The following is a 26700-nucleotide window of genomic DNA, read 5'->3' on the forward strand; positions in this document are numbered from 1 at the left end:
ACACAAGAGGCAGGCAGCATACTCTCGATCACCTGCATATGCCCCCTTTACCGGGGCGACAATAACTAAAAAAACCGATGGGAAACATACGGATATGACCACAACCGCACAACAACACGATCACGCCCGCCCCCTCAATCGACAGGATTACAAGACCCTGAGTCTGGCTGCCCTCGGCGGTGCGCTGGAGTTTTACGACTTCATCATCTTCGTCTTCTTCGCCGTCGTCATCGGCGAACTGTTCTTCCCGGCCGATATTCCCGAGTGGCTGCGCCAGTTCCAGACCTTCGGCATCTTCGCCGCCGGTTATCTGGCCCGCCCGCTCGGCGGCATCATCATGGCTCACTTCGGCGATCTCATCGGCCGCAAGCGGATGTTCACCCTCAGCATCCTCATGATGGCGCTGCCGACCCTGCTGATCGGTCTGCTGCCCACCTATGCGGTGCTCGGCATCGGCGCCCCCATTGCCCTGCTGGGACTGCGTATCCTGCAAGGCGCCGCCATCGGTGGTGAAGTGCCGGGCGCCTGGGTGTTTGTCGCCGAGCATGTTCCTGCCCGTCGGGTCGGTGTCGCCTGCGGCACGCTCACGGCGGGATTGACGGCCGGCATCCTACTCGGCTCCCTGATCGCCACTGCGGTCAACAAGAGCCTGACCCCGGCCGAAGTGAGCGAGTGGGGCTGGCGGGTACCCTTCCTGCTCGGCGGTATCTTCGGCATCGTCGCCATGTACTTGCGCCGCTGGCTGCACGAGACCCCGGTCTTCGCCGAAATGCAGGCCAACAAGGCGCTGGCCGACGAGTTGCCCCTCAAGACGGTACTGCGCAGCCACAAGAGCAGCGTGGTGGTCTCCATGCTGCTCACCTGGCTGCTCTCCGCCGGGATAGTGGTGGTGATCCTGATGACCCCCACCTATCTGCAGAAGGTCTATGGCATCAGCCCGGCTGACGCCCTGACCGCCAACTCGCTGGCCATCGTGGCACTGACCCTCGGCTGCATCGTCTATGGCCGACTGATCGACCTGCTGGGCAGCGGTATCACCTTCATGTTTGGCTCCCTGCTGCTGGCAGGTTCCAGTTACGCCTTCTATCACGGTCTGGCGACCGGTACGAGCCAGCTGGTGCCGCTCTACATGCTGGCGGGCTTTGCGGTCGGGATTGTCGGCGCCGTGCCTTACGTGATGGTCAATGCGTTTCCGCCGGTGGTGCGCTTCTCCGGTCTGTCGTTCTCCTACAACGTTGCCTACGCCATCTTCGGCGGCCTCACCCCGATGGCAGTGACCCTCTGGATGAAGAGCGACATGCTGGCCCCCTCCCACTATGTGGTGAGTCTGGCGGTGCTTGGCTTTGCCATCGGCCTCTGGCTCTGGTTCCAGCAGCGCGCCATCCGGCAGCAGCAACCCCAACCCGCCTGACCCCGAGCCCCGAATCTGATTCGGGGCTTTTTTGTACTGCTTGTGTTCAGTTTGGCCAGCATAAGATAGCCTCCCTCTTGAGTCAGGTGACAGCCTGCCTCATGGCGTTCCTATTCACTCCTGCTATCAGAGGCCCAATATGTTCTTTCAGGTCGTCTTTATCGCCTTGCTGGCGCTGCTGCCCATGGTCAACCCGCCCACCACGGCCACCCTGCTGCTGGGGCTGAGCAAGGGGATGTCGCGCGAACACGTGCGCCGCCAGGTCAACCTGGCCGCCATCTATCTGTTCTGCACCCTCTGCATCACCTTCTTTATCGGATCCTCGGTTCTGGATCTGTTCGGGATCTCCATTCCGGGCTTGCGACTGGCCGGTGGCCTCATCATCGGCTTTATCGGTTTTCGCATGTTGTTTCCCGCCCCCAGTCAGGCAAGCGGGGTAGACATCAACCAGAGCATCGCGTTCGTGCCGCTCACCATGCCCAGCATGTGCGGGCCGGGCACCATGGCACTGGTGATCAGCGGTGCCGCCCAGATCGCCGAGCTGCCCGGCGAGTACAATCGGCTCACCATCTACGGCGGCATGGTGACGGCTTTTGCCCTGATGAGCCTGATCAGCTGGGGAGTATTGAAGCTGGCGGATCCGGTCTGCAAGATCCTCGGCGACACCGGCATCGACGCCATGACCCGCATCATGGGCTTCCTGCTGGTTTGCATGGGTATGCAATTTTGCATCAATGGCATCAAGGAAGTAGCACAGGATCCGGTATTCCACGGTGGGGGCGCCGTACAGAGCACACCGGCGCTACCGCAGGTTTCCGGCACTTTTGATCACTTGCCGCAAAAGCCCACCAGCTCTGATTGAAAACGGTATCAAAAAGTCCCTGACGATCTGCACTGATCTTGTTCCTGATCATGTTATTGACACACAAATGAGTTAGTTTGTTTTTCATACAGACTTTGTTCAGACGGATGCTGATAGGTTTGTTGATGAATACCCACTCAATTTCAGGAGAGTATGCAGATGGACAAGATGCTGACCGAAATAGGGAGCCATAGCCTGTTTCACGAGTACCTGAATGTGGTTGGGATTGCGAGCCCATCCCTCGCCAAGATCGAACAGCGCTGGGAATATAAAGCGCAAGAGCAGCTGGTCGCCAAGATCCAGATCGACAAACAGGGTAACGCCCGCTACTTCATCGACGCCCGCGCCATATCCGTCAACTGATACCGAATAATCCGCCAGCCCCGGTCCGCCGACCGGGGCTTTTTGTTGTCCGCAATCCCGTACTCAATGACCGGCCTCATCTCTGCTATGACGACAAGCCATTTGTTGTTTGTTTTTTGTACAGCAATCATTCAGCTCGACATGGCTATCTTGTATCCGCCCCCCTTGTTCCAGAAGAGTGTCCAGATGACCAAGATGCTGACCGAAATTGGTAGTCATAGCCTGTTTCACGAGTATTTGAATGTGCTCGGCATTGTCAATCCAGCCCTTGCCAAAGTAGAGCAGCTGTGGGAACACAAGCAGCAAGAGAGGCTGATCGCCAAGATCCAGATCGATAAACAGGGCAAGGCCCGTTACTTCATCGACGCCCGCGCCATCTCGGTCAACTGATACCGAATAATTCGCCAGCCCCGGCCCACCGACCGGGGCTTTTTGTTATCTGCGACCCCTGAAAAGCAAAACCCCGGCAAAAGCCGGGGTTTGATTTCACTGTGACCAGTTTGCCGCAAGACTTACTGGGTGCCACCCACGGTGAGTTGATCCAGTTTAAGGGTGGGCTGGCCGACACCAACCGGCACGCTCTGCCCCTCTTTTCCGCAGATACCGACGCCGCGATCCAGCGCAAGATCGCTACCCACCATGGAGACCTGGCTCATCGCCTCGGGGCCGTTGCCGATCAGGGTCGCGCCCTTGATGGGGGCGGTGATCTTGCCATCCTCGATGAGGTAGGCCTCGGAGGCGGAGAAGACAAACTTGCCGGAAGTGATGTCCACCTGACCGCCGCCGAAGTTGGGGGCATAGATGCCCTTCTTCACCGAGGCGATGATCTCGGCCGGATCGTACTGACCCGCCAGCATGTAGGTGTTGGTCATGCGGGGCATCGGCATGGCGGCGTAGGATTCGCGGCGACCGTTGCCGGTGAGCGGCACACCCATCAGACGGGCATTCTGCTTGTCCTGCAGGTAACCCTTGAGAATGCCGTTCTCGATCAGCACGTTGTAGCCACCCGGCGTCCCCTCGTCATCTATGCTGACGGAGCCACGCCGACCCGGCAGGGTGCCGTCATCGACGATGGTGCAGTGTTTGGAGGCCACCTGTTCGCCGATGCGACCGGCAAACGCGGAAGAGCCCTTGCGGTTGAAATCCCCCTCCAGACCATGACCCACCGCCTCGTGCAGCAGCACGCCGGGCCAGCCGGCGCCGAGCACCACCGGCATGGTGCCGGCCGGCGCATCGATGGCGTCGAGGTTGACCAGCGCCTGACGCACCGCTTCGCGCACATAGCCAAAGGCGCGGCTCTCCAGCCCGTCCAGTTCGAGGAACCAGTCGTAACCAAAACGGCCACCACCACCGGCACTGCCGCGCTCGCGACGATCGCCCTTCTCGGCAATGACGGTCACTGACAGCCGCACCAGCGGGCGAATATCGGCAGCCAGGGTGCCATCGGTAGCGGCCACCAGTACCTCTTCGTAGACACCGCTGATGGAGGCCATCACCTGATTGATGGCGGGATCCAGACTTCTGGCAAACTTGTCCATCTGCTCCAGCAGGGCGATCTTCTGCTGCTTGTCGAGGGTCTGCAGCGGATCCATGGCCGGATAGAGCAGGTTCGCTTCGGTGCGCGCCCACGCCTTCACCTTGCCGTGAGCACCGGCAGCGGCGATGCCGCGAGCAGCAGTCACCGACTGTTGCAGCGCCAGCAGGCTCAGCTCGTCAGAGTAGGCGAAGCCGGTCTTCTCGCCGCTGACGGCGCGCACCCCGACCCCCTGATCGATGTTGTAGCTGCCATCCTTGACGATGCCATCTTCCAACATCCAGGACTCGTGCCAGCTGCGCTGGAAATAGAGATCGCCGAACTCAACCTGATGGCTCATCAGGCTGCCGAGCAGCTGCTGCAGGCGCCCTTCGTCGAGGTCGTTGGGGGCCAACAGGGAGGCACTAACCTGGCTCAATAGACTCAATCTTCTTCTCCACTCTCGTAACGAGATGTTTTAAATCGTCTTGCCGACGGGGTGGCAACAAGCCACGCCATCACAACAAACGGGCATGGGTCAGCACTGGCATGGTGCGATGCAATTCGTCGATAAATCCGGGCTCCATCTGCGCCAACACGGTGCCACGCCCGGACTCCTTGCTGGCCAGCACCCGACCCCAGGGATCGATCACCATGCTGTGGCCCCAGGTCTGGCGCCCCGTCTCGTGAGTTCCGCCCTGATTGGCAGCAACTACGTAGCACTGGTTTTCGATGGCGCGAGCCCGCAGCAGCGGCTCCCAGTGCGCCTCGCCGGTCACGGCGGTAAAGGCAGCAGGCACCAGCAGCACACGGGCACCGGCACGGGCCAGCTGGCGGTAGAGCTCGGGAAAGCGCAGATCATAACAGATCGAGAGGCCAAGGGGACCAAAGGGGGAATCCACCAGCATAGGAGCCTCCCCCGCACTGAAGGTCTCCGACTCCCGATAACGGCCATGATTGTCCGCCACATCCACATCGAACAGGTGGATCTTGTGGTAGTGGCCCCTGAGCTCACCGCTTGGGTCAAACACCAGCGAGCTGGTGTGGATATGGTCGGAACCGGCGATGGTGGTCGGCATGGCTCCGGCCACCAGCCAGATGCCAAAGTCGCGGGCCCACTCGGCCAGCTGTTGCTGGATCGGCGCGGCGCCGCTCAGATCGGGGCCCATCGCCTCGGCGCCATCCAGATAGCCCTGCCGCTCGCCAAACAGGGCAAAGTTCTCCGGCAGCAGCACCAGCAGCGGCCGCTCGGTTGGCAAGGCCGCCAGCTCGGCGGCAATCTGCTCCCGGTTATCCTGCCAGTGACGGCCAGATACCAGCTGTATTGCGGCTAACCACATGACGCTCTCCTTGTCGCTTGCCTTGTAGATTGGACCATCAGACGGTGACAGCATCCCCTGCCTGCAGGGTGTAATCCAGCACTATGATACGTGCCAGCACCGGACGGAAGATGGCCTTGAGGACATCGTGCTCCGGATGGGGCAGATAGCGCTGGCGGGCCGCTTCGTCGGCGAAGGTCATCAGCACGCTGTGGGTGAAGCCGTCATCCCTCCCCTCGGGGCTGTCATTCTCCCCCCACTCCACCGCGGTCACGCCGCTGACCTTGGCCGGTATGGCGAGGAAGGCGGCCCTGACGGCGGCAATATCGGCGGGGAGTGCGTCGGGCTTGAAGGTGATCAGCAGAATATGTCGGATCATGGCTCTCTCCTTGAGCGTGAGCAGGTCGAAGCAAGGGTTGGCGCCAGCATCAAGGCTGACGCGGAATGCCTGGTTGTGGATTGAGCAGGAAAGGGGTGGCCGCTGGCAGGGTGGGCACCACCGCATCGACCGCCTGTTTCTGCTGCTGGTTGAGCTTGATCCGAGCCCGATTACGTCCCGCCTCGATCAGCTTGGGATCATCGAGCGGGCCGGAGACCCGGAAATCGATGCGGGTCACCACATCCACCACCGGCTCCAGCAATTTGGAGAGGGCCAGCACATAGAGCCCGGTCACCGGCGTGATGGAGAAGGCCGCCACCACCGGCAGGGTGCCACCCAGGTTCGGGGAGAAGCTCAGATCGAAGTCGAGCCGCCAGCGCACCAGATCGGCGATTCCTTCACCGCGCAGGTTGCCAGCCGCCCCTTTCATATAGAAGTCGTCATTTTTGAGCTGACCCTGCTTGATGGTGGCAGAGGCAGACATGGATTCGAAGTAGAAGCCCTTGTCGAACACATCGCGAAAATCGAGGCGCAGCTTGCGCAGCAGGGAGTCGAGGCTGAGCAGGGAGAGCAGTCGCGCCCCCTTGTCGTTGACCTCCCGCAGGGTGCCGCCCTCCAGCTGATAGTTGGCACTTCCCCCCAGGGTCGGCAGACTCGGGCGATAGGGCACATCCTGCCAGTTCAGATCAAAGGCGAGCGAGCCGGGGGCATCGCCGATGGGCGAGGTGTAACCGAGCCGCTTGAGCAGCAACTCGCTGTTGCTGCTGGTCAGCTTGCCACGGGCGCGGGTCTGCATCCGGTTGCCATCGGCCAGCCAGTCCATGCTGCCAGTGAGCTGGCTGCCGGCCAGCCGCACATCCAGCCCCTTGAGGGTCACCTTGTTGGCGCCGGGCACCAGCTCCCCTTTCACTTCGCCGAGCGGCAGCTCGCCAAAGCGGCAGTCGACACAGCTGAATGTCAGCCAGGGAATGGAGGCCATGATGGCGTTATCTTGCTGCGCATCGGGATCCGGGCTGAGATCCGAACTCTTGCCGGACCAGTAGATACGGGCAAACTTGGCATCCACCGGGCGATTGGCCACTGCGGGCAGCCGGATCACCCCCATCACGTCGGGGCTGTCGATCATCACCTCGGTCGCCTGACTGGTCGGCCCCACGGTGAAGCGCGCCGCCTTGAGGGTGGCACTGCCGATATAGGCGCGGGCCAGCTGGCCATCCACCCACCACTCTTGTGGCAGGAAGGCGGGGCCGACCACCGCATTGCCAGTCTGGTTCTGCGCTGGCAACCACTGCTTGAGCCGCGCCAGCCAGCCGCCGACGTCGGCCTCCTGCTGGTTGATGGCGAGCAGCATGGGGGCATCGCGCAGCACCCGGGCACCCGGTTGACCCACATCGACCCGCACCCGGCTGAGATAAGGCACCCCTTCGCCGTAGACCAGTCGGGTCTGCATATCCACATCCGCACCCAGTACGGCGCGAATATCGGCGCTGCCATCCCGGCCACGGGCGATCACCTTGAGCGGCAGCCGGCTGGCACTGCTCTTGGCCAGCGGCAGCGGCAGATCCAGCCCCATCCCCTGCAGGTTGGAGTCGAGTGCCAGCTGGAAGCTGAACGGTTTGCTGTCGGGCAGGGTCAGCCCCAGCTTGCCGCCCCAGTTGCTGCGGCCGTTGAGGATACCGTACGAGGCGATGGCCGCAGGCTGACGGCGGCTATCCCACTGCCCCTTGAAATCGAGGTCGACCTGATAGTGATCCGGATGCTGGCGCCCCTGATAGTCGAGGGTCAGCGGCTGGTTCCACAGACTCGCCTTGAGATTGCTGAAGCGGGTCTGTTCGTTGTCATATTCGAGGCGTCCCTGCACCTTCTCCAGCGGCAGATCCAGACTGGCGACCCGCACCTTGTTGTTGCTGAAGGTAGCATCACCGCTCGCCTTCACCTCGCTCTCGCCATCGAGAGGGATATCGAGCTTGACCGAACCGGCCATCGGGCCGCGGATCTCGATCTCTCGCAGCGCCTGTCCCACCGAACTGCCCAGCGGGGAGTCCTGCAGGTAGTCGCTGATGGCCTTGCCCTCGCCCTGCACCTTGGCATCCACATAGAGGTGGGCGCCGGGGGAGAGATCCGGGATCCAGGCATGCACCGAGTCGGAGCTCGCCTTGCCAAGCCGGGTGGAGCGGCTGCGCATATCGAGGCCGGCATTCTGGAACAAGAGATCGATCTGCAGGTCGGTGAGCGGTTGCCAACCGGGGAAGAATTCGTAGGTGGCCTGCTCCAGCGGCACCGCCACCTGGAAGACCCCTTTGCCATTGTCGTAGGGGAAATCCCGAAACTCGCCATACCAGAGCAGGTCGGCCCCCTTGGCCTTGCCCCCCTTGATGGCGCCGCTCAGGTAATCCACCAGCCCCTTGTCCATCACCTGCAGCGGGAAGTAGCGATCGGCATGGCCCGCGTTCTTCACATCGATGCGGCCGGTCAGGGCCAGGAAGGGGTGCTCGAACAGATCGAGACGGAAGCGGCTGGCAAGGGTCAGGTCCGGGTTATCCAGCGCGATATCCTGCCCGTAGAGCACCCAGCCCTGAGCCTCGCGCCACCAGTCGAGGCGGGCCGAGAAGCGATCGACCGGGATCGGCACCTTGAAGTGACGGGCAGGATCGACCTTGTCGTTCGCCAGCGCCAATCTGGCACTGCCCCCCTTGGGGGTGAGCCAGAACTCGCCGTTGAGATCCCGCCAACCGGGCACGTCGTGCCAGGCATTGAGGCTCACATTGGCGATCTCACCGCTGAAGGAGATATCCTGCCACCCGGCATCCGCCAGCAGGGTCAAGTCTGTCAGCTTGCCCTTGGGTCTGGTCCGCTTGAGCAACTCGCTCTGGGCGGGATACATCGCCGAGACCAGCTGGCTCAGCTGGGCAAGCTGATCGAGATCGATCTGCGGCACATAGCCCTGCACCCGCTCGCCGATCCGCTCCAGCTGCAACCGGCTGTGCAGCCAGGGTTTTTCGTCCAGCTTGAAGATCACATCGTGGCTGGCCAGTTGCCAGTCCTGACCATCGCGGCGTAGCTGAACCTTGCCGCCATCGAGACCGAGACGATGGAGCCGCTGATCCTTGGGATCCTTCCAGATCAGGTAGTTGTTGCCAAAGGCCAGCAGGGTGTTGCCCAGCTTGCCGCTGTCAAACTCGCTCCAGAGCTGGAAGTCGAGCTGACCGGCGACGCTGGGCTCACCGGCATGGATCTTGGCGAGAATGGGACTGATATCGAGCTGGCGGGCACCCAGATAGAGCTGCCCCTTGAGGCGGTCGAGGCGCGCCGTCGGGGCATCGATATCCAGAATCAGATCGATGGTGCTCTCGCCCACCCCGTTGATGAGGTAAGCCTTGCCGACCCCCTGATGGCGCTTGCCGCGGTTCTGCCAGCGCAGTTGGGCAATGTCGAGCGCCCGCAGATCGCCGAGGGAGGTGGTGACGCTGAGGCGGGTGTTGTGCACATCGAAGGTGGAGAGCTGGGTCAGCAGAAAGCGCAGCAAGGCCCCCTGTTGGGGGTCCCCTTGTGGCTCGCGGCTGTTGGCGGGCTGGCTGAAATCGAGGGTGATGTCGCCATCGCTGAGGGTCAGCTCGCCAAACACCGGCTTGAGCTCGTTGAGGGTGCGCCAGAAGTCAAGATGCACCCAAGCTTTGCCGAGCTGTACGGTAAAACGCCCCGAATCCGGGGCGATGGCGAGTTGCTGCAATTCGAGGGCAGGGCCGGATTGTGTCCAGTCCAGCCCCACTTGCTCCACGCTGACCTTGAGTTGTGAATCACCCAGCAGAGTGTGGATCAGGCTCTCCCGGTATTGATTCAGCAAAGGGCCCCCAACCCGTACCAGCGTGACCAGCATGGCCATCAGTACGAACAGGACCCCCAGGGCCAACCAGCCCCGACTCAGCCAGCGATAGACCAATTACATCATCACCACGTCGAATTGCTCCTGACCACAGAGGGGTTCGCTCACCACCCGCACCTGCTTGCCGATAAACACTTCCAGCTCCGCCAGACTGTGGGACTCCTCGCCATGGAGGTAATCGGCCACGGCCGGAGCTGCGTAAACGGTAAACTGATCCGCATCATAGGCGCGATTGACCCGGATGATCTCCCGCAGGATCTCGAAGCAGACCGACTCTACCGTCTTGACCCGACCGCGCCCCTTGCACTCGGGGCACTCGGAGCAGAGCACATGCTCCAGACTCTCGCGGGTGCGCTTGCGGGTCATCTCCACCAGACCGAGCTGGGAGAAACCGTTGACGTTGGTCTTGGCGCGGTCCTTGGAGAGCGCCTGCTCCAGGCTGTGCAGCACCCGACGACGGTGATCTTCCGACTGCATGTCGATGAAGTCGATGATGATGATGCCGCCGAGGTTGCGCAGGCGCAGATGGCGGGCGATGGCCGCCGTCGCCTCGACGTTGGTGTTGAAGATGGTCTCTTCCAGATTGCGATGGCCGACGAAGGCGCCGGTGTTGATATCCACCGTGGTCATGGCTTCGGTCTGGTCGATGATGAGGTAGCCGCCGGATTTCAGCTCCACCTTGCGCTCCAGCGCGCGCTGGATCTCGTTCTCCACGTCGTAGAGATCGAAGATCGGCGACTCGCCAGGGTAGTACTCCAGCTTGTTGGCCAGCTCCGGCACATACTCACCGGTGAAACGCTTGAGCTGATCGAAGCTCTGGCGCGAGTCAACGCGGATCTTGTCGAGCTCGGCGCCGACGAAATCGCGCACCACCCGGAAGGCAAGGCTGGGATCCTCGTAGAGGATCTTGCAGGGCGGGTACTTCTGCTTGCGCTCGAGGATCTTGCGCCACAGGCGTTTCAGGAAGGCGGCATCCTGCTCCAGCTCCAGCTCCCCCACCCCTTCGGCGGCGGTGCGGATGATGTAGCCACCCAGCTCGTCCACATAACCGGCCACGGTGCGCTTGAGACGCTCCCGCTCCGCTTCGGACTCGATACGCTGGGAGACACCGACGTGGGCGCTGCCCGGCATAAACACCAGATAGCGAGAGGGCAGAGTAATGTCGGTGGTGAGACGGGCACCCTTGGTACCCAGCGGATCTTTCACCACCTGCACCATGATGTCCTGCCCCTGCCGCACCAGCTCGGCGATGTTGCCGACCTGGAACTGCTCCTTCTCCTTCACCGCCACACACTCGGTGTGCGGCACGATATCGGAGGCGTGCAGGAAGGCCGCCTTGTCCATGCCGATATCGACGAACGCCGCCTGCATACCGGGCAGCACCCGACTGATCTTGCCTTTGTAGATATTGCCCACGATGCCGCGCTTGGCCTGACGCTCGACATGCACTTCCTGCAGCAGACCGTTTTCGACCAGAGCGACCCGGGTTTCGGAGGGGGTAACGTTAACCAGCAGTTCTACCGACATAAGTAACCTTGCCTGTTCCAGTTTTGAATTCTATAGAGCCAATCCGGTACAACGCGCGCAAGGGAGAAACGCAGCAGAGCACAGCTGACGGGAAATTATTTGAGCTGTTCCAGATGATGCTTGATCAGCAGGTCTGTCTCCAGCAGGGGCAGGCCGACCACGGCGCTATAGCTCCCCTCGATGCGGCTGACAAACTTGCCGGCAATGCCCTGAATGCCGTAAGCCCCGGCCTTGTCACAGGGCTCACCGGTCCGCCAGTAGGCCTCGATTTCGGCCTCATCCAGCTTGCGAAACGCCACGTTGGTGGTGACCAGACGCACGTCACAACGATCCTTGCTGGCCAGTGCCACCGCCGTCATCACCTGATGCACCTTGCCGGAGAGCGCCTCCAGCATATCTTTGGCATCCAGCAGATCGGACGGTTTCTCCAGTACCCGGTCGCCCAGCACCACTATGGTGTCGGCACCCAGCACCGGCAACGCCGTCGGCGCACACGCCACGCCAGCCATCGCCTTGTCACGGGCGAGGCGGCAGACGTAATCCTGCGCCTTTTCACCCTCTTCCCGCTGCTCGGGCACATCCAGTTTCAGCACCTCGAAGCGGTAGCCAAGCTGGGTCAGCAGTTCACGGCGACGGGGAGAAGCCGAGGCGAGATAGAGTTGTGGTTCGTTGTTTTTGCTCATATTTACCTAATGTTGAAGCGGCGCCGCACCTTGCGCAGCACCAGAAACACCCAGGGCCATATTAACATCGTCGTCAACGTCGACCAAAAATAGGCGAAGTTGAGGCTGGCCTGGCTGAACAGGTGCTCGGCCCAGAATACCGTCATCTTGCCCACCAGCGAGAGACCACCGATGATCAGAGCCTGCTGCCAGAGTGAGAAGTTGCGGATCTTCTGGAACTGGAAGGCTGCCAGATAGGTGGTGATGGCCATCGCCATCGCCCGCACGCCGAGGGTACTGCCGAGCAGCACATCCAGCAGCAGACCCGCCACCCAGGCGGTGCCGACGTTGGTCCGGTGCGGCAAGGCCAGTGCCCAGTAGATCAGCACCATGGCCAGCCAGTCCGGACGGAAGGGGTCAAATTCGAAAGGAAGCGGCAGGATCGACAGGCTCAAGGCCAGCAGGATCGAGATCCAGATCCAGATCCTGCCGCTGGCGGGTTGCAGCATCAGCGAGTGGCTCCTGCGGCGGACGCAGCGGGCGCTGCCTGTTCGCCATCCTCATCATGTACTTCAGGCTTCTTGTCGGTCCACAGCAGCAGCAGGTAGCGCAGTCGATCCAGCTCCACCAGCGGCTTGGCCTCGACCTGGGCGAAGGGCTTGCCCTCCACATACTCGGAGCGAGTCACGGTCGCCACCGGATAACCTTCCGGGAAGCGGCCACCCAGACCCGAGGTGACCAGCAGATCCCCCACCTGAATATCGGTGTTGCGCGGCAGGTTGCGCAGCTCAAGCTTGTCGAGCTCGCCACTGCCGGAGGCAATAGCACGCAAGTCGTTGCGCAGCACCCGCACCGGAATGCCGTGGCTGGAGTCGGTGATCAGCAGCACGCGACTGGTGGTGGAGCCCACGTGGAGCACCTGACCAATCACCCCCTGATCATTGATCACCGCCTGACCGTTATAGACGCCATCCAGCGCCCCCTTGTTGATCAGCACCTGATGGCTGAAGGGGTCGGAATCCACCGACAGCAGCTCGGCCACCATCTTGCGGGACTCCTTATGCACCGGCGAGCCCAGCAGCTCGCGCAGACGCTGGTTCTCGTGCTCCAGATGATCCATCTTGAGCAGGCGAGAGCGCAGGGTAAACAGCTGTTGCTCCTGCTGCTTGGTCTGCTCGATAAGATCGGCACGGGTCTGCACCTGGGTCGACATGGTGTCGAGCAGGGTACCGGGCGCATTGGCCATGTATTGCAGGGGACTGACTAACGAACTGAGGTAGACGCGGACATGGGTAAACACACCGAAGCGGGAATCCGCGACGATGGCAGCGATGGAGATGATGACGGCGAGAAACAACCGTAACTGAAGCGAAGGGCCTCTACCAAAAATGGGTTTCATGGGTCGTCAAAAAAGAGCCGGCACGCTGGCCGGCTTTGGGTCTTATTCGTAGTGGAACAGATCGCCACCGTGCATATCGATCAGCTCCAGCGCCTTGCCGCCGCCACGGGCCACACAGGTGAGGGGATCTTCGGCCACGACGACAGGAATGCCGGTCTCTTCCATCAGCAGACGGTCGATGTCTTTCAGCAGTGCGCCGCCACCGGTCAACACCATGCCGCGCTCGGAGATGTCGGAAGCCAGTTCCGGCGGAGACTGCTCCAGCGCCACCATGACAGCCGCAACGATACCGGACAGCGGCTCTTGCAGCGCTTCCAAGATCTCGTTGGAGTTGAGGGTAAAGCTGCGCGGTACACCTTCAGCCAGGTTACGGCCACGCACTTCAATCTCGCGCACCTCTTCGCCCGGATAGGCGGAGCCGATCTCGTGCTTGATGCGCTCGGCAGTCGCTTCACCGATCAGGCTGCCGTAGTTGCGACGGACGTAGCTGATGATCGCTTCGTCAAACTTGTCGCCACCGATACGGACGGACTGGGAGTAGACCACACCGTTCAGGGAGATGATGGCTACTTCAGTGGTACCACCACCGATATCCACCACCATGGAACCGGTCGCTTCGGAGACCGGCAGGCCGGCACCGATGGCAGCAGCCATAGGCTCGTCGATCAGGTAGACCTCACGGGCACCGGCGCCCAGTGCGGACTCCTTGATGGCGCGACGCTCAACCTGGGTGGAGCCGCACGGCACACACACCAGCACACGCGGGCTGGGGCGGAAATAGTTGTTGTCGTGAACCTGCTTGATGAAGTGCTGCAGCATCTTCTCGGTCACGTAGAAATCGGCGATCACGCCGTCTTTCATCGGGCGGATCGCGGAGATGTTGCCCGGGGTACGGCCCAGCATCTGCTTGGCGGCATGACCGACAGCAGCGACCGATTTGGCGTTCCCGCGCTCTTGGCGAATGGCGACAACTGAGGGTTCGTTAAGGACGATCCCTTGATCTTTTACATAGATCAGGGTGTTGGCAGTTCCCAAATCGATCGACAGATCGTTGGAAAAGACGCCTCTGAGCTTTTTGAACATGGCTACGGGAAATCCTAAGAATTTGGAGGTGCAGAAAACCGGCTAACTTTACCAATGCCCACCCCAATGGGCAAGCGCTCAAACTGTCGCCAATCAATCAGGCGCGACAAAAATGCGAGTCATCACTCACTCGCACACGCTTGCAAACGCTAATAAACAAGGATTTAGGGGGATGCCGTTGCGCCATCCCCCCTTACACATCATTTACTGCAATACTTCGCGCCGATAAATAATTCTGTCATTACCTCGGCTGGAGCCGAAAATGGCCTCACCTTGCAGGTTGCCATCATTGGCACTGGCCGGGTCAGACAACCAGAGCGGCGATAATGGCTGTTTTGCCAAATCGACCTTGTAGGGAATGCGCACCGAGATATCCGGCTTGGCAAAGTGGAACAGGATCTCGCCATCTTTTGCCTGTGCAGCATCGCCACCCGGTGCCGAGCTGCCCAACCCCAGCTTGATCTTGCGGCCCGCCCCCAGATTCAGATCGCGAGTGGCTGCATCAAACGAGTGGCCCGGATTGAGGAAGCGGATGCCGTCAGCGGCGAGAGAGAGCCGGGTACATTTATCTTCCTTGTTCGGCTGCCAGTTACCCGCTTCGTAATATTGCATCTTCAGCGGAATAGCCAGCGGCGCCGAGGCAACCCCGGCTTCAGTCCCGGCCAAAAGGCGGCCATACAACAGTTTTTGAGTGCCCAGCCGCACCGCATCACAACTAGCCCCAGCGCAGGATCCTGCTACAGCCGTATTCATATTCGGATTCGCCAACAGCGTAGTACCGCCATCCTTATCATCGACTTTGATACCAAAGCTCAACGTGGCAAACGGTGCTTCTGGACTAGTAGCACGATCAAAGCGGGTATTCAGCCCGAAAGGTGACTGCTGATTAACACTCGCAATACCACTTGCCCAGCTGAGCGAGGGAGATAGTGTAATACGCTTGTCACGCGCAACCCCATCCAGAGCATTGGCCGCCACCATCTCAGCAACCCCTTTAGCGAACGCCCCCTGATAATTCTGTGTCGTCCCTTTCTGCAGATTGCGCGCAGTGAGGACAAAGCCGCTGGCAAAGGGCTGACTCATGTATGTAAAGGCATTGCAGGCAGGCGTGATAACGCCATTACTCAAGCTGTAATCCCAAGGTACGAAACGACCGATGGGTACGCTCCATCGCAACACGGCCTCAAGTTGAGGTAATTCATCCTGATAAGCGGGATAAGGCACAAAGTTGCTGACGCCTAACCGGATCACCCCGACCTCAGACCAATTCGCCGTCACGTTTGCTACCCCGCTCGCCAACGTGATCGCTGTCGGCGAGAATGTTCCGGTGCCGCCAGCTGCCGGCGCTAACAGCGTCCAAGAGATCGCCTTATTACTGGTCGCAAAGCCAGGGGTTAGCTGATCCTGCTCATTGAGGGCACGCGCTTGCAGAGTAAAGGACTCGCCCGCTTTGCGATAGACAGGGCAGGCCGCATATGTGTTGTCGTTACTGCCCGAGCAGCCACTTTGTCCTTGTGCCTGGAGTGCGATCGCTTTAGGAATCACAGCAACCGTATCGCTACCGGCCAGCTTGAGGGTGCCGGTGACATCATTCTTCTGGAAAGTAGCATCCAGTCGCAACACGCCGGCATCCGGGTACTGCACGGTCAGTTGACCCACCCCATCACTGTTAAACGCGACCTTAACGTTTCCTGATGGCGCGATCGCGGTGCTATTGACCATCGGCACGGCACCACTGGCTTCAGAAACGACCTTGCTCGAGGCAAATTGGAGAGTCTGATCACCAGTCAGTAAGGGCACGCATACCTTGGTCGCCCCCGCATCGTTTGATTTGATAGCGCGGATCGAGGTGACACCCGAGGTACCGGCATAGAAGGTGGGGACATTGAAACGCAGTGCAGCATCGGCAAACGGGAGCGTGCAATATTGTTTAGCAGGCCCCAATGAACCGGACCGACATAATGTATCACTCGGTGGCCGCAGTGGCGGAGTAGAACTTGATACCCCCATAGTGATTGAATTGGCCGAATAATTACTCAACATCACTTTGGTGACACCATTAGTAATGGTCACAATGCCATTGTTGACATTATTTAAACCACTGCCTGACAACCAGCCACCATTCGTAATAGGATGGGGAGTAAGTGCCGCCGTCACCGTTTCTGACATCAATTGCGAGCAATCTGCATTGGCACAGGCTTTAATCGTAACTTCTTCTGGCTGACACGTGATTCCCTGCCCTGAATGGGAAAACTCGAAATGATCTACCTGAACTCCGACCGGGTTCACTTTCAAAGCACATATATTTACATTGTCGATGTCATGATTATTGTTCGAACCACCTGTGGAACCTGTGAACGACAAATAAAAGTTTTCGGGTATCTGGGACTGCCCTAATCCCTTGTCGGTGGCATCAAATGTCGGTATACCAGGAACAGCAGCATAACCAGCACCGACATTTCGCTCCAACGAAACCATGGTCTTATTCCCCGAACGGGAATCAACCGTCAAGCGATAGCGATGGGGGGGGGTAGGGTAATTATTTCCATTGTGGATCGTCGGGTTCAAGGTCTGTGAACCATACAAATATTTATACCCCGTAGTACCAGTACCAGAGCCTCGAATAGCAATTGAATTCTTGCGGCTAGGTTGATTATTACTACCGCCTTCAGCAGAAAAGTTACCAAATTCATCAATACCGACACCCAACCAGCCACCTGCGAATCCGGGTGCAGCACTGCCTTTATGGCCATACCCCAGCGGCCCACCAAATGCCCCCGGTTGAGGGGTTATCTTGGCATCTGACAACACCATGGCAATACCATCTGCACCAGTACCACCATAAGCGGAATGATCGAACTCTACCGTCACCAAGTTATTAGCCGCAGGAAATAATTTCAGATAGGTCAATGAAGTGGCTTGATCATTTTTATTTTCAGTTAAACGCAAGCGGCTATTTTTAATAGAAGGGGAAAATGTACCTTTACTGGTTTTAACTACCCACTCAGGCCCGAGTGAGGTTGCACTAAAATTATCACTAAAGCATTCAAGGGTTGGCTGACCGCCATCGTAGATAACTTTACTGTTGCCTTTCAACTCAACATGCTTCGCACTCACTCGACCCAAAAGAGTCACGTTATTCTCAAGAGTTGCGTAGTTTTCCGCATAAAAGCTACCTGTTAGGGTATTACTCCCCGTAAATTTAATATCGCCACCGACATAAACTTCCATTTCAGGACTAGCTTGCAGCTTTGATTCGTTATGAGCCGATAAATTGTTTTTTATATATATTCTAGTCGTACCACCACCTGTTATTTTTATTGTGCCAGATATCAAACCGAGATCACCCTCGATAATATATGTTTTGCCAGCCAGTAGTGTTACAACACCCTTGTTTTGTATTATCAAACCTTTAATTATATAAGTATCGTACAGATCTGAGACACTCAAAGAACCCACGAGGCCATCGGTTCCTATGTCACCAGACACAGTTACCGAGCCGGTATCCCAACGTGAACCGACAGCTTTCCCATAGCCAGGTGTTTTCCCTAATACGACTTGAGATGGTTTCCCCCAACTTGGTATTAGATAACTGGAACTATCCGTTCCACTAGGAATAGTCGGGCTAACCTGTTTCTTACTCGCAATACCCGTTATCTGGCACTTCCCAGCACCGCAAGCCAAGGTATTCATCTCTTCGTTATAAGCTTTAACTTGCTTAAAACACACATCAACGCCATTGTAATTTTCTACACGAGCACCACTTTGCATATATAGTGAGCCATCATCGGCATAACTCTGAATGGGCCCAGGAAAAACGCTATTACAATCAATTGCAGCCAAGACTGGGGGTGTCATGGCATATAAGATAATGAGCAAAAATAATTTGCGCATCATGGCGTTCCTCCATCATAAGCTTCGACCATCAGGGATCTGCTCACGGCAAAATCAGGGTTGGCACTGTTGAGGTCCGAGTTGCCACAGGTGCCGATACTCTCGAGGCGATAGCCATTGGTCACAGATCCGTTATAGGTCACCGGCACCGTGGCGCAACGAACCACAGCCAGGCAGTTGTTCAGCCCGGGATTACTGGCAAAGTTCAGTGTGCTGGTTGCCTGGCACTCCGCTGGCGGCATCGGTTGGGCAAGTGTACGGTTGGGGAACAGTCGATAGAGCGCCACTTCCAGCCCGCTCTGGGCAGCCAGCAGAGCCCGCACGCTGCGCACCTCCACCGTATTTTTCTCACCGCTATCGACCAGAAAACGCCCCATGGCGGCCGCCAGCAGCGCCATTACCACAATCACAAACAGGGCGATCATCAAGGCGCTGCCTCGCATCCGACCGAACGCATGTGGATCAGGGCACATTGAACACCTCTATCTTGTGGTTGAAGGTGACCGACTCCCCCTTGCGCTCGAAGACAAAGCGCATGCCAAACTCCCCTTCGGCGTTAAACGCCGAGGCTTCCCGATAGAAGGTGCCAATACGAAGAGAGTCCGCCATCAACACGCCCTGTGCAGGTAAGGATGCACCAATGGGCGCAGTGGCACGGGTGAGCGTGTTTCCTTCCACACAGTAACGTACCTGCTGGTTGGCAAAGTAGACCCGGCTGCCGGGAGAGAGGCCAGCCAGACTCTCGGCACTGGTATAGCGGATGGTTTGCGCCCCGGAGACGGGAGTCAGCACATCGGTAACCTTGGCCACGCAGCGGCCATAATCGCAGCCTGCCGTGAGCGAACCGGCATTTTTGTCCGGCACGGGGAAGACGATCAGCTGATCATCTTTTTTGACGGCGGTAGCATCCACATCCAGTGGGTTGGCCGCAGAAGCCGGGGTCGCCATCACCAGCTCAAGGGTGGTCGTGCTCCCCGACATGGCGCGGTTAAGCGCCAGATAGCGGCTGGAGGTGCTGATGGGCCAGAACCGCAGACAGGCACCCGAGTCGACCCATGCCCCGCCAGCCGTCTCGATCCGCTCCGATCCCGGCACGGCATCACGCAGTTCGCGGTTAAGCCGCTCCATGGCGAAGCGGGCATCGCTCATCAGCTGCTCACGACTGCTGGCATCGCCATAAATCTGGCTGCCGATACCGATAAACTGGCTGGTAAAGGTCGCCATTATCCCGAGCAACAGGATTACCATCACCAACTCGACCAGGGTAAAGCCACTGTTACCCCGAGGTTGGCGGTAGGTTCGATTAGCCGGTCGGCGTAATCGGACGCTGGAAGTAGTTACAGGTGCGGACATTCGGACAGGCAGGCAACACCCGACAGCGGAGCGATCCATCAGTAGTTCCCCCGATAGAAGGAGAAGTCGAGCACGCTCTCATCTGGCAGCTTGATCTGCAGATCGATGCGTTTGCCCACAGAGCAGGGCGCTACACAACTCTTGAAGCTGCCATCGCTAAAATCTGCGGCACTTACTGCAATCCTGACCTGATAGTTGCGATATTCATCATCATTATTCGTAACCCAGCTGGTTTGCGTAAACCGGCTGGCCTGCTGCCAACTGCCCGCGGTATCAAAATCATCCACATCGTTATAGGTGTAGGGCTCTGACTCGCCGGTGCCATCAGGACCATAGCTGCTGGAACAAGGAGAGATGGTCACCCCCGCCACCTGCTCGCCACAGCGATAGCGGCCACCGTTATGATCCGACTTTTCATCAAACGACTTTTGCAGGATCTCGCCAGCTAGGCGCTGGGCCAGCTGGGCAGCACGCACCTGCTGCACCGGATCCACCGCCTGTGGCGCCTGATTAATCAGCAGCCCCAAAATACCGGTCAAGGCCACCGCCAGCAGCACGATGCCGACGATCAGTTCAATCAGGGTAAAACCGCGCTTAAGGGATCTCATGGACAAACCCCTCAGACTCAATCTGGACTCGACTGGTTTCGCGACCATCACTCACCAGCAAGGTACAACCGGCAGCGCAAGTGCCCAACGGTCGCCCCATCTGATCGAAGCGCAGCACGAAGTTGTTGCTGTTATTGAGGGAGATAGACATACCGGCAGAGGGCGTAATCAGTCGACCACGGGTCTCCAACGGGGGAGTCCAGCCACTACTGGTATCCAGGTCATCGCTGGCGGGACACGCCGCATAAGTACGGTGGGCAAAACGGGGAGAGGCAACCACCAGCTGGGTGCAACGGTTGGCGGGCTCATGCATATTGACGGTCTGTACCAGCCGCAAGCGGGTCAGCAGCTCGTCACGCACGGTTTGAGTTTCAAAGCCGCCTTTGCCCAGCCATTTGGGCACGGCAAAGGCGGCCAGAATCCCGAGTAACAGGATCACCAGTACCAGTTCAATCAGGGTAAAGCCCTTGGTTGCAGGCATGGGATTTCTCATCAGGGAAAAGAGAAAGCGAGGCCGAAGCCTCGCTCGTCACGACAATTAGCATCCACTAAGCGTGGTTACAGCAGCGGAGGTATCGCTTGCTTCCTTGTAGTTAACGGTACATTTGGAGCTGCTAGTAGAAAACACATAGTTGCCAGGAGCACTGGAAACTTTGCCGGTCCAAGAACCATCGATAGTCACTGCGTTTTTGATCCCAGCATCAGTCGCCTTTGGATAACCATAAGCAGTATCAATCGATGTACCATCAGAGCCAGTCACCGCAGCACTACTGACGCGCTCTTCGCCTTCCAATGCAGATTTGCTATAGACCAGCTGTGCAGAGCTACTCACGGCAGCCTGCACGCCTTGCGCCGCAGACTTCTTGGCATCATCCTGCAAATTCAGGAACTTGGGTGCAGCGGTGACCGCCAGAATACCCAGAATGATGATCACGATAACCAGTTCGATCAGGGTAAAACCCGCCTGTTTTTTCATTTCACTTTCCTCTGTCAATTGATGTTGGTAGTCACCTGACCGGATGCCGGGCGGTAACTGAAACTCATAAATGCATCAGTCTTGCCTTGCGGATCCTGATACTTGCCATCACTGCCCTTACTCAAACTATTGACCAGATAGTAGCGGCAGACCGAATCAAGCCCGCTACCACTCACGGTGGCATAGTATTTCAGGTCATTCCCGCTACCACGCACTTCATTGAAGGTGGCCGTAGCCTTGGGCGGGTTTTGCAGCAGCCCCTCCCAAATATTGAGACAACGCTCGGCTGTCAGACTGGCCGGATCCACATTAGGATTGCCGCTGGCAGCGGTATCCATGGGATAGCCGGGCGACAGCTCGCCGTTGCTGATCTGGCTGTCAGTCGGGGTAGTCAGATAGAAGCGGCTGCCGTCATAGAGCACGGTATTGAGACTGTCCTGTTTGGCGCGACCTTCCGCCTCCCATTGAGCCCGCACCAGCGAAACGCCGGTAGCAAAACCGCCAGAGACCCCTTCCACGCTGGCCTTTTTCGCTTCGTCAGTCACATCGAGAAAGCGTGGCAGCGCAGTCACCGCCAGGATCCCCAGGATCACGATAACGATCACCAGCTCAATGAGGGAGAAGCCAGCAGCCCGTCTCATCATCCCGTTTTCCGGCCTTGTTGGTGCCATTGGTTTCATTGTCATGCTCCCTTCGTAATGCCCCGCATTATTTCATGCAGGCCCAAAAAAATCATGTAGTTGGGTCATATGATTAGCTTCATTCAAGGCTTTTTCATCACCCGCCCGTCAGAAAACTGATAAATCAGCCAATAACCATCCCACCCCATCTCGCAACCACTGCCATCGGGGCGGGCCAGAACCTGCAACGGGGGCATGCCACCGTCCGTCTCACCCACCAGAGCCAGCCACAACTGGCGGCAATTTTCCGAAGGGGATTGCAGCGGCACCAGCCCCAGGGGCCACCCTCGGGCATCAAACTGCCACCCCTTGCCAGCGGCATGCAGAGTCTGCGGACGCCGCTCATCGAGCCAAATGCCGTGCAAACGCTGTGCCCGCTCGGCAAATTGCTCCCCCAGCAAGGTGAGTGTGAGCTGCTGCGCCTCTTCCCGGTGGCTCTGATAGCTGCGCACCAGGGTCGCCACAATCACCATCAGCAGGATGATCACGGCGATCCGCCGATATCCGGTCAGCCAGCGATCATCCTGCTGCGTCTGTCTGCTCATCCAGCCCTCGACTCCACCGATCACTTGCCTCTTACGGCTCTCATCATGTCCCACCATTCAAGCGTGAAGATGCCGAGTTACTTGCCGCGAACAGCGCGCATCATGTCCCACATTGGCGTAAAGATCCCGAGTGCCAGGATCAGCACCATCACCGCCACGATCCCGATCAGGATCGGCTCGATGCGGGCGGTGAGACTCTTGAGGTCATAATCCACCTCCCGCTCGTAATACTCGGCCGCTTCGTGCAGCAGGTCATCGACCTGACCGGTCTCCTCCCCCACGGCGATCATCTGCATCACCAGCGGGGTAAACAGGCCACTGCTGCTGGCGGTGCGCAGCAGGCTCTCGCCCCGCTCGATACCGGCGCGCATATCCCGCACCCGCCCCGCCATATAAGCGTTATCCACCGCATCGGCCACCAGGGTCAGCGCCGTGTTTAGCGGCACCCCGGCCTTGAGCATCATAGAAAAACTGCGGGCAAAACGGGCCAGCAGGGAGCGTTCTATGATGGTGCCGACGATCGGCAACTTGAGTTGCCAGCGGTGCCAGGTCAGCTTGCCCTTGGTGGTGGCGACCCAGCGGCGCCAGCCAAACACCATCCCCGCCAGAATGGCGAGCAGCAGCCACCAGTAGTGGACAAAAAAGTGGGAAGTGGCGAGCAGAATGCGGGTCGCCAGCGGCAACTCCACCCCGAATTTGGCGAACATGCCGGCAAACACCGGGATCACCATGATATTGAGGATCACCATGGCGATACCGATGGCGATCATCACGAAGCTGGGGTAGCGCATGGCGGTCTTGATCCGCTTGCGGGTCTCCAGCTCCAGCTCGAAATAGGTGGCGAGCTGCAAAAAGGCCTCTTCCAGCTGACCTGTGTTCTCACCCACATGGATGATGGCAACAAACAGGCTGCTAAATACCTTGGGATGCGCCTGCATCGAGCTCGACAGCGGACGACCATTGCCGAGATCTTCCCCCAGCGAGTGCAGCGCCCGCTTGAGCGGCTTGCTGTGAGTGCTCTCCTCCAACCCGGAGATGGCGCGCAGGATCGGGATCCCGGCCCGGGTCAGGGCATACATCTGGCGGCTGAAGATCACCAGCTCATCCAGCTTGATGCCCCCTTCCAGCAGCAGTGACCAGTCGATGACGGCGGATTTGGCCTTGCCCGGTTTGAGCTCGGTCGGCATCACCCCGCGGCGCATCAGCTGCTCGGCGGCCGCCATCTCGTTGGCCGCTTCGACCACGCCACTGGTGGCGTTGCCCTGGCTGTCACGCCCCTTGTAGGCAAAGTTAGCCATCGCTTACCCCAAATCCTCGGCCAGTCGCAGCACCTCATCCACCGAGGTGATCCCCTGACGGGCATAATCGAGGGCTGTGAGGGCCAGCGGCCGGTAGTGTTCGTGTTGACGGGCCGCCTTGGCGAACCCTTCTGCATCGTTGCGGCGCAGGGCATCCATCATCGGCTGATCCAGCTCCAGCAGCTCGTAGACTCCGATCCGGCCGGAATAACCGGTAAAGTTGCAGCTCTGGCAACCCCGGCCCTTGTGATAGGTATGCTGGCCAGGCGCCTCGCCGGAGAGCACGGTGAGCCAAGTGGCCTGCCCTTCGTCGGGCGCCTTCTCCTCGACGCAGTGCTCACATACCCGCCGCACCAGCCGCTGGGCGACCACCGCCCGCAGGGCGCTCGCCACCAGATAGCCGGGCGCTCCCATGTCAATCAGACGCAGCGCACTGGTCACCGCATCGTTGGTGTGCAGGGTGGTCAGCACCAGGTGACCGGTGATGGCGCCACGCAAGCCGATCTCTACCGTCTCGTTGTCCCGCATCTCACCCACCAGCAGGATGTCCGGATCCTGACGCAGAGTGGAGCGCAACACGTGAGAAAACGTGAGGCCAATCTTGGGGTTGACCTGCACCTGATTGACGCGGGGCAAGCGATACTCCACCGGGTCTTCTACCGTGATGATCTTGTGGCTGGACTGGTTGAGCTCGGAAAGCGCGCCATAGAGGGTGGTGGTCTTGCCGCTACCGGTCGGGCCGGTCACCAGGATCATCCCGTGCGGGCGTTTGAGCTGGCGGCGGAAACGGGTCAGGATCTCCGGCGGCATGCCGGTCTCGGTCAGCGACAGGATGCCGGAGGATTGATCCAGCAGACGCATCACCACCGACTCGCCATATTGCACCGGCATGGTGGACATCCGCACATCCACATCGCGACCGCGCACCTTCATGTTAAAACGGCCATCCTGGGGCAAGCGCTTCTCGGAAATATCGAGCCCCGCCACCAGCTTGAGACGCAACACCAGCGCCTGAGCGATGCGCACCTCGTTGAGGATGTTCTCGTGGAGGATGCCGTCGATCCGCTGACGAATGCGCAACACCTTTTCGTCCGGCTCGATGTGGATATCCGATGCCCCCACCTGCACCGCATCTTCGAACAGGGAGCGCAGCAGCTTGGCTACCGTCGCCTCCCCCTCGTCATTGGCACCCAGATTGCTGGAGCCCAGCTCGAAGCCGGAGTCCTGATACTCCTCCTGCAGCTGTTCGGCGAAGCTCTCGATCTCGCGGGTGCGGCGATAGAGGCGGTCAAAATACTCCAGCAGCTGCCCTTCCCGCGCCACCGCCAGCACCATGATGCGCGGGCTGAGCAGGGCGGCGATGGCATCCAGTGCGCTCAGATCCGCAGGATCCGACATCGCCACCGTCACCTTGTTGTCGGTGAGATTGACCGCCAGCGCCCGATAACGGCGCGCCTGCACTTCGGGCAGCAGCGGCACCGCGGCGGCGTCGATGGTGAGGTTGTTGAGATCGAAGAAGGGCACATCCAGCTGGCGGGCGAGGAACTGTAGCAGCTGCACCTCGCTGATAAAGCCGAGGTCAATCAGGGTGGTGCCCAGCTTGCGGCCGGTCTGACGCTGCTGCTGCAGGGCAAGCTGCAGCTGATCATCAGAGATGATCTGCTCTTGTACCAGCAGGTCGCCGAGGCGCATTTTCAGTCTGGGTTGTGCCATGTTTGCTCCGATGTCTGTTGCTTCACACCCGTTGCCGCATCCGATCCGGCTTCGCTAATCGAAATTGCGGTTTATCAAGGGGTTAGTTGGCCAATTCGTTGTTCCAGCCAGTTGGTCGACGCCTCGCCGAGGTTGCCGTGCAGCAGGGCGTTGCGATAGGCATCGAGCGCTCGCTGACTGTGGCCCTGACCATCCTCGGCCACGCCAAGGCCAAGCCACCAGCGGCCCTGATCCGGCTGCTGGCGCAGCAGCTTCACATAGAGCGCCGCCGCATCGGCATTCTGGCCCAGCTCCTGGGTCAGCCCGGCCCAGGTGGCGTAGTAGTCCATGTTGCTGGCGAGATCCGGCTGATAACCGGACAACCAGCCAAGGGCCTGCTGCTGCTGTCCCTCGCTGATGGCAAGACGGGCCAGCAGCAGACGAAAATCGGCCTGCTGGGGATCAAGCCGGATCCCCTCCTCCAGCAGCTGACGCGCCTCGGTCAGGCGGCCCTCGCCGTAGAGCAAACCGGCCAGCTGCTCCCGCGCCCCCTGGTTGTAGGGATCGTGGGCCAGCACGTCGTAATAGTTGTCCTGCGCATCCCGCAGGCTTCCCTTGGCCATGGCGGTGGTCGCCTTGCGCTCCGCCAGTGCCGCCAGCTCCTTGGCCGACAGCTCCACCGTCTCGATCTTCAATACGCCCGGTTTGCGCGGCGCGCTGGCGACGGCCTGCTGCTCTGCCGCCAGTTCGGCGTAAAGCTCGGGCTGCAGCTCTTCATCGGTCGGCTCCGACTCGTCAACATCGCTGGAGGCATCAAAGGGCGCGCCGTCGGCCGTGTCGCCCGAGTCACCTTCTCCGGCCTCGTCGTTCACTTCATCCTGACTTGGCAGCGGCAGCGCGGCCGCCACCTCGACCGGCTCGGACTGACTGACGGGCGCGGCGGCCCTTGTCACCACATCGGGAGTCACCGCATCAGGAGTGACCACTTCACTAGCGGCAACTACAGGGTGAGTCTGCTGCCAGTAGATCCAGGTTCGCCAACCGAGGATCCCCAGTGCCAGCCCGCAGATCAGGGTCAGCAGCAACATCCACCATCCCTGCTGACGCGCAGGCGCAATATAGACGGCAGCGCCATCGGATCCTTGCTGGCGCTGATCCAGATCTTTCAGCATCTGGTTGATAACGCTCATGGCCAGACTCCATAAGCCAGCATAGGTATCCGCCAGCCCCATCTTGACGCACAACGCAGCTGG

24 protein-coding genes are annotated in these 26700 nt (G+C 59.4%); 4 read left to right on the forward strand and 20 right to left on the reverse strand.

The genetic code is table 11. The features are described from left to right. Positions 1-94: 94 nt before the first annotated feature. The 4 genes from PG888_RS06230 to PG888_RS06245 all read left to right on the forward strand — a co-directional run bounded on the left by PG888_RS06230 (position 95) and on the right by PG888_RS06245 (position 3026). A complete protein-coding gene (locus PG888_RS06230; protein ID WP_182938847.1) occupies positions 95-1411 on the forward strand; it encodes an MFS transporter in 1317 nt (438 codons plus the stop codon). A 139-nt stretch (positions 1412-1550) separates the two neighbouring features. Then, entirely contained in the window at positions 1551-2273 is a 723-nt protein-coding gene (locus PG888_RS06235) for a MarC family NAAT transporter (protein ID WP_058054193.1), read from the forward strand. Between the two features lie 159 nt (positions 2274-2432). After that, complete coding sequence (locus PG888_RS06240) at positions 2433-2636, forward strand: hypothetical protein (protein WP_042057225.1); 204 nt, start codon at positions 2433-2435, stop codon at positions 2634-2636. Positions 2637-2822: 186 nt separating this feature from the next. Further along, positions 2823-3026: a hypothetical protein gene (locus PG888_RS06245; protein ID WP_042057178.1), complete on the forward strand. Its 204-nt coding sequence runs from the start codon at positions 2823-2825 to the stop codon at positions 3024-3026. 122 nt (positions 3027-3148) lie between these two features. Here PG888_RS06245 and tldD read toward each other — a convergent pair whose 3' ends face one another. From tldD to PG888_RS06345, 20 genes are all read right to left on the reverse strand, one after another. Then, positions 3149-4597, reverse strand: a complete 1449-nt coding sequence (gene tldD, locus PG888_RS06250; RefSeq protein ID WP_042032236.1) for a metalloprotease TldD — start codon at positions 4595-4597, stop codon at positions 3149-3151. Positions 4598-4667: 70 nt separating this feature from the next. Then, positions 4668-5489, reverse strand: coding sequence for a carbon-nitrogen hydrolase family protein (locus PG888_RS06255; RefSeq protein WP_182938846.1), 822 nt, complete (start codon positions 5487-5489; stop codon positions 4668-4670). 37 nt (positions 5490-5526) lie between these two features. Continuing rightward, a complete protein-coding gene (locus tag PG888_RS06260; protein ID WP_270692982.1) occupies positions 5527-5847 on the reverse strand; it encodes a Dabb family protein in 321 nt (106 codons plus the stop codon). A gap of 49 nt (positions 5848-5896) precedes the next feature. Next, the gene (locus tag PG888_RS06265) at positions 5897-9787 is read right to left on the reverse strand and encodes a YhdP family protein (RefSeq protein WP_270692983.1); all 3891 of its coding nucleotides are present in this window, start codon (positions 9785-9787) and stop codon (positions 5897-5899) included. After that, on the reverse strand, positions 9788-11257 hold the full coding sequence (rng, locus tag PG888_RS06270) for a ribonuclease G (protein WP_005348639.1): 1470 nt from the start codon (positions 11255-11257) through the stop codon (positions 9788-9790). It lies immediately after the preceding gene. Between the two features lie 95 nt (positions 11258-11352). Beyond that, positions 11353-11940, reverse strand: a complete 588-nt coding sequence (locus tag PG888_RS06275; protein ID WP_058054199.1) for a Maf family protein — start codon at positions 11938-11940, stop codon at positions 11353-11355. A gap of 2 nt (positions 11941-11942) precedes the next feature. Beyond that, on the reverse strand, positions 11943-12428 hold the full coding sequence (gene mreD / locus PG888_RS06280) for a rod shape-determining protein MreD (RefSeq protein WP_042057163.1): 486 nt from the start codon (positions 12426-12428) through the stop codon (positions 11943-11945). Beyond that, positions 12428-13318 (reverse strand): rod shape-determining protein MreC, encoded by an 891-nt coding sequence (gene mreC, locus PG888_RS06285; protein ID WP_042057160.1) that lies wholly within the window; start codon positions 13316-13318, stop codon positions 12428-12430. The genes mreD and mreC overlap by 1 nt, the downstream gene beginning before the upstream one ends. A gap of 42 nt (positions 13319-13360) precedes the next feature. Beyond that, on the reverse strand, positions 13361-14401 hold the full coding sequence (locus PG888_RS06290; RefSeq protein ID WP_005340051.1) for a rod shape-determining protein: 1041 nt from the start codon (positions 14399-14401) through the stop codon (positions 13361-13363). A 204-nt stretch (positions 14402-14605) separates the two neighbouring features. After that, a complete protein-coding gene (locus PG888_RS06295; RefSeq protein ID WP_270692986.1) occupies positions 14606-18298 on the reverse strand; it encodes a DUF6701 domain-containing protein in 3693 nt (1230 codons plus the stop codon). Next, a complete protein-coding gene (locus tag PG888_RS06300; RefSeq protein WP_270692987.1) occupies positions 18295-18720 on the reverse strand; it encodes an MSHA biogenesis protein MshP in 426 nt (141 codons plus the stop codon). Before PG888_RS06300 ends, PG888_RS06295 begins: the two co-directional genes overlap by 4 nt. 37 nt (positions 18721-18757) lie before the next feature. After that, entirely contained in the window at positions 18758-19687 is a 930-nt protein-coding gene (locus tag PG888_RS06305) for a PilW family protein (protein ID WP_270692988.1), read from the reverse strand. Next, positions 19687-20256, reverse strand: coding sequence for a type II secretion system protein (locus tag PG888_RS06310; RefSeq protein WP_270692989.1), 570 nt, complete (start codon positions 20254-20256; stop codon positions 19687-19689). Before PG888_RS06310 ends, PG888_RS06305 begins: the two co-directional genes overlap by 1 nt. Continuing rightward, the gene (locus tag PG888_RS06315; RefSeq protein WP_270692991.1) at positions 20243-20737 is read right to left on the reverse strand and encodes a prepilin-type N-terminal cleavage/methylation domain-containing protein; all 495 of its coding nucleotides are present in this window, start codon (positions 20735-20737) and stop codon (positions 20243-20245) included. The genes PG888_RS06310 and PG888_RS06315 overlap by 14 nt, the downstream gene beginning before the upstream one ends. Before the next feature lie 57 nt (positions 20738-20794). Beyond that, on the reverse strand, positions 20795-21232 hold the full coding sequence (locus PG888_RS06320; RefSeq protein ID WP_158110908.1) for a prepilin-type N-terminal cleavage/methylation domain-containing protein: 438 nt from the start codon (positions 21230-21232) through the stop codon (positions 20795-20797). Between the two features lie 14 nt (positions 21233-21246). Next, positions 21247-21918, reverse strand: coding sequence for a type II secretion system protein (locus tag PG888_RS06325; protein WP_270692993.1), 672 nt, complete (start codon positions 21916-21918; stop codon positions 21247-21249). 77 nt (positions 21919-21995) lie between these two features. Next, a complete protein-coding gene (locus PG888_RS06330) occupies positions 21996-22457 on the reverse strand; it encodes a hypothetical protein (protein WP_270692994.1) in 462 nt (153 codons plus the stop codon). 77 nt (positions 22458-22534) lie between these two features. Next, a complete protein-coding gene (locus tag PG888_RS06335) occupies positions 22535-23755 on the reverse strand; it encodes a type II secretion system F family protein (RefSeq protein ID WP_270692995.1) in 1221 nt (406 codons plus the stop codon). A gap of 3 nt (positions 23756-23758) precedes the next feature. Continuing rightward, the gene (mshE, locus tag PG888_RS06340) at positions 23759-25468 is read right to left on the reverse strand and encodes an MSHA fimbrial ATPase MshE (RefSeq protein ID WP_042057133.1); all 1710 of its coding nucleotides are present in this window, start codon (positions 25466-25468) and stop codon (positions 23759-23761) included. Between the two features lie 74 nt (positions 25469-25542). After that, positions 25543-26637: a tetratricopeptide repeat protein gene (locus PG888_RS06345; protein ID WP_270692997.1), complete on the reverse strand. Its 1095-nt coding sequence runs from the start codon at positions 26635-26637 to the stop codon at positions 25543-25545. Positions 26638-26700: the final 63 nt, after the last annotated feature.

This window comes from Aeromonas sp. QDB23, from assembly GCF_027707745.1.
Taxonomy (GTDB): Bacteria; Pseudomonadota; Gammaproteobacteria; order Enterobacterales; family Aeromonadaceae; genus Aeromonas; species Aeromonas allosaccharophila.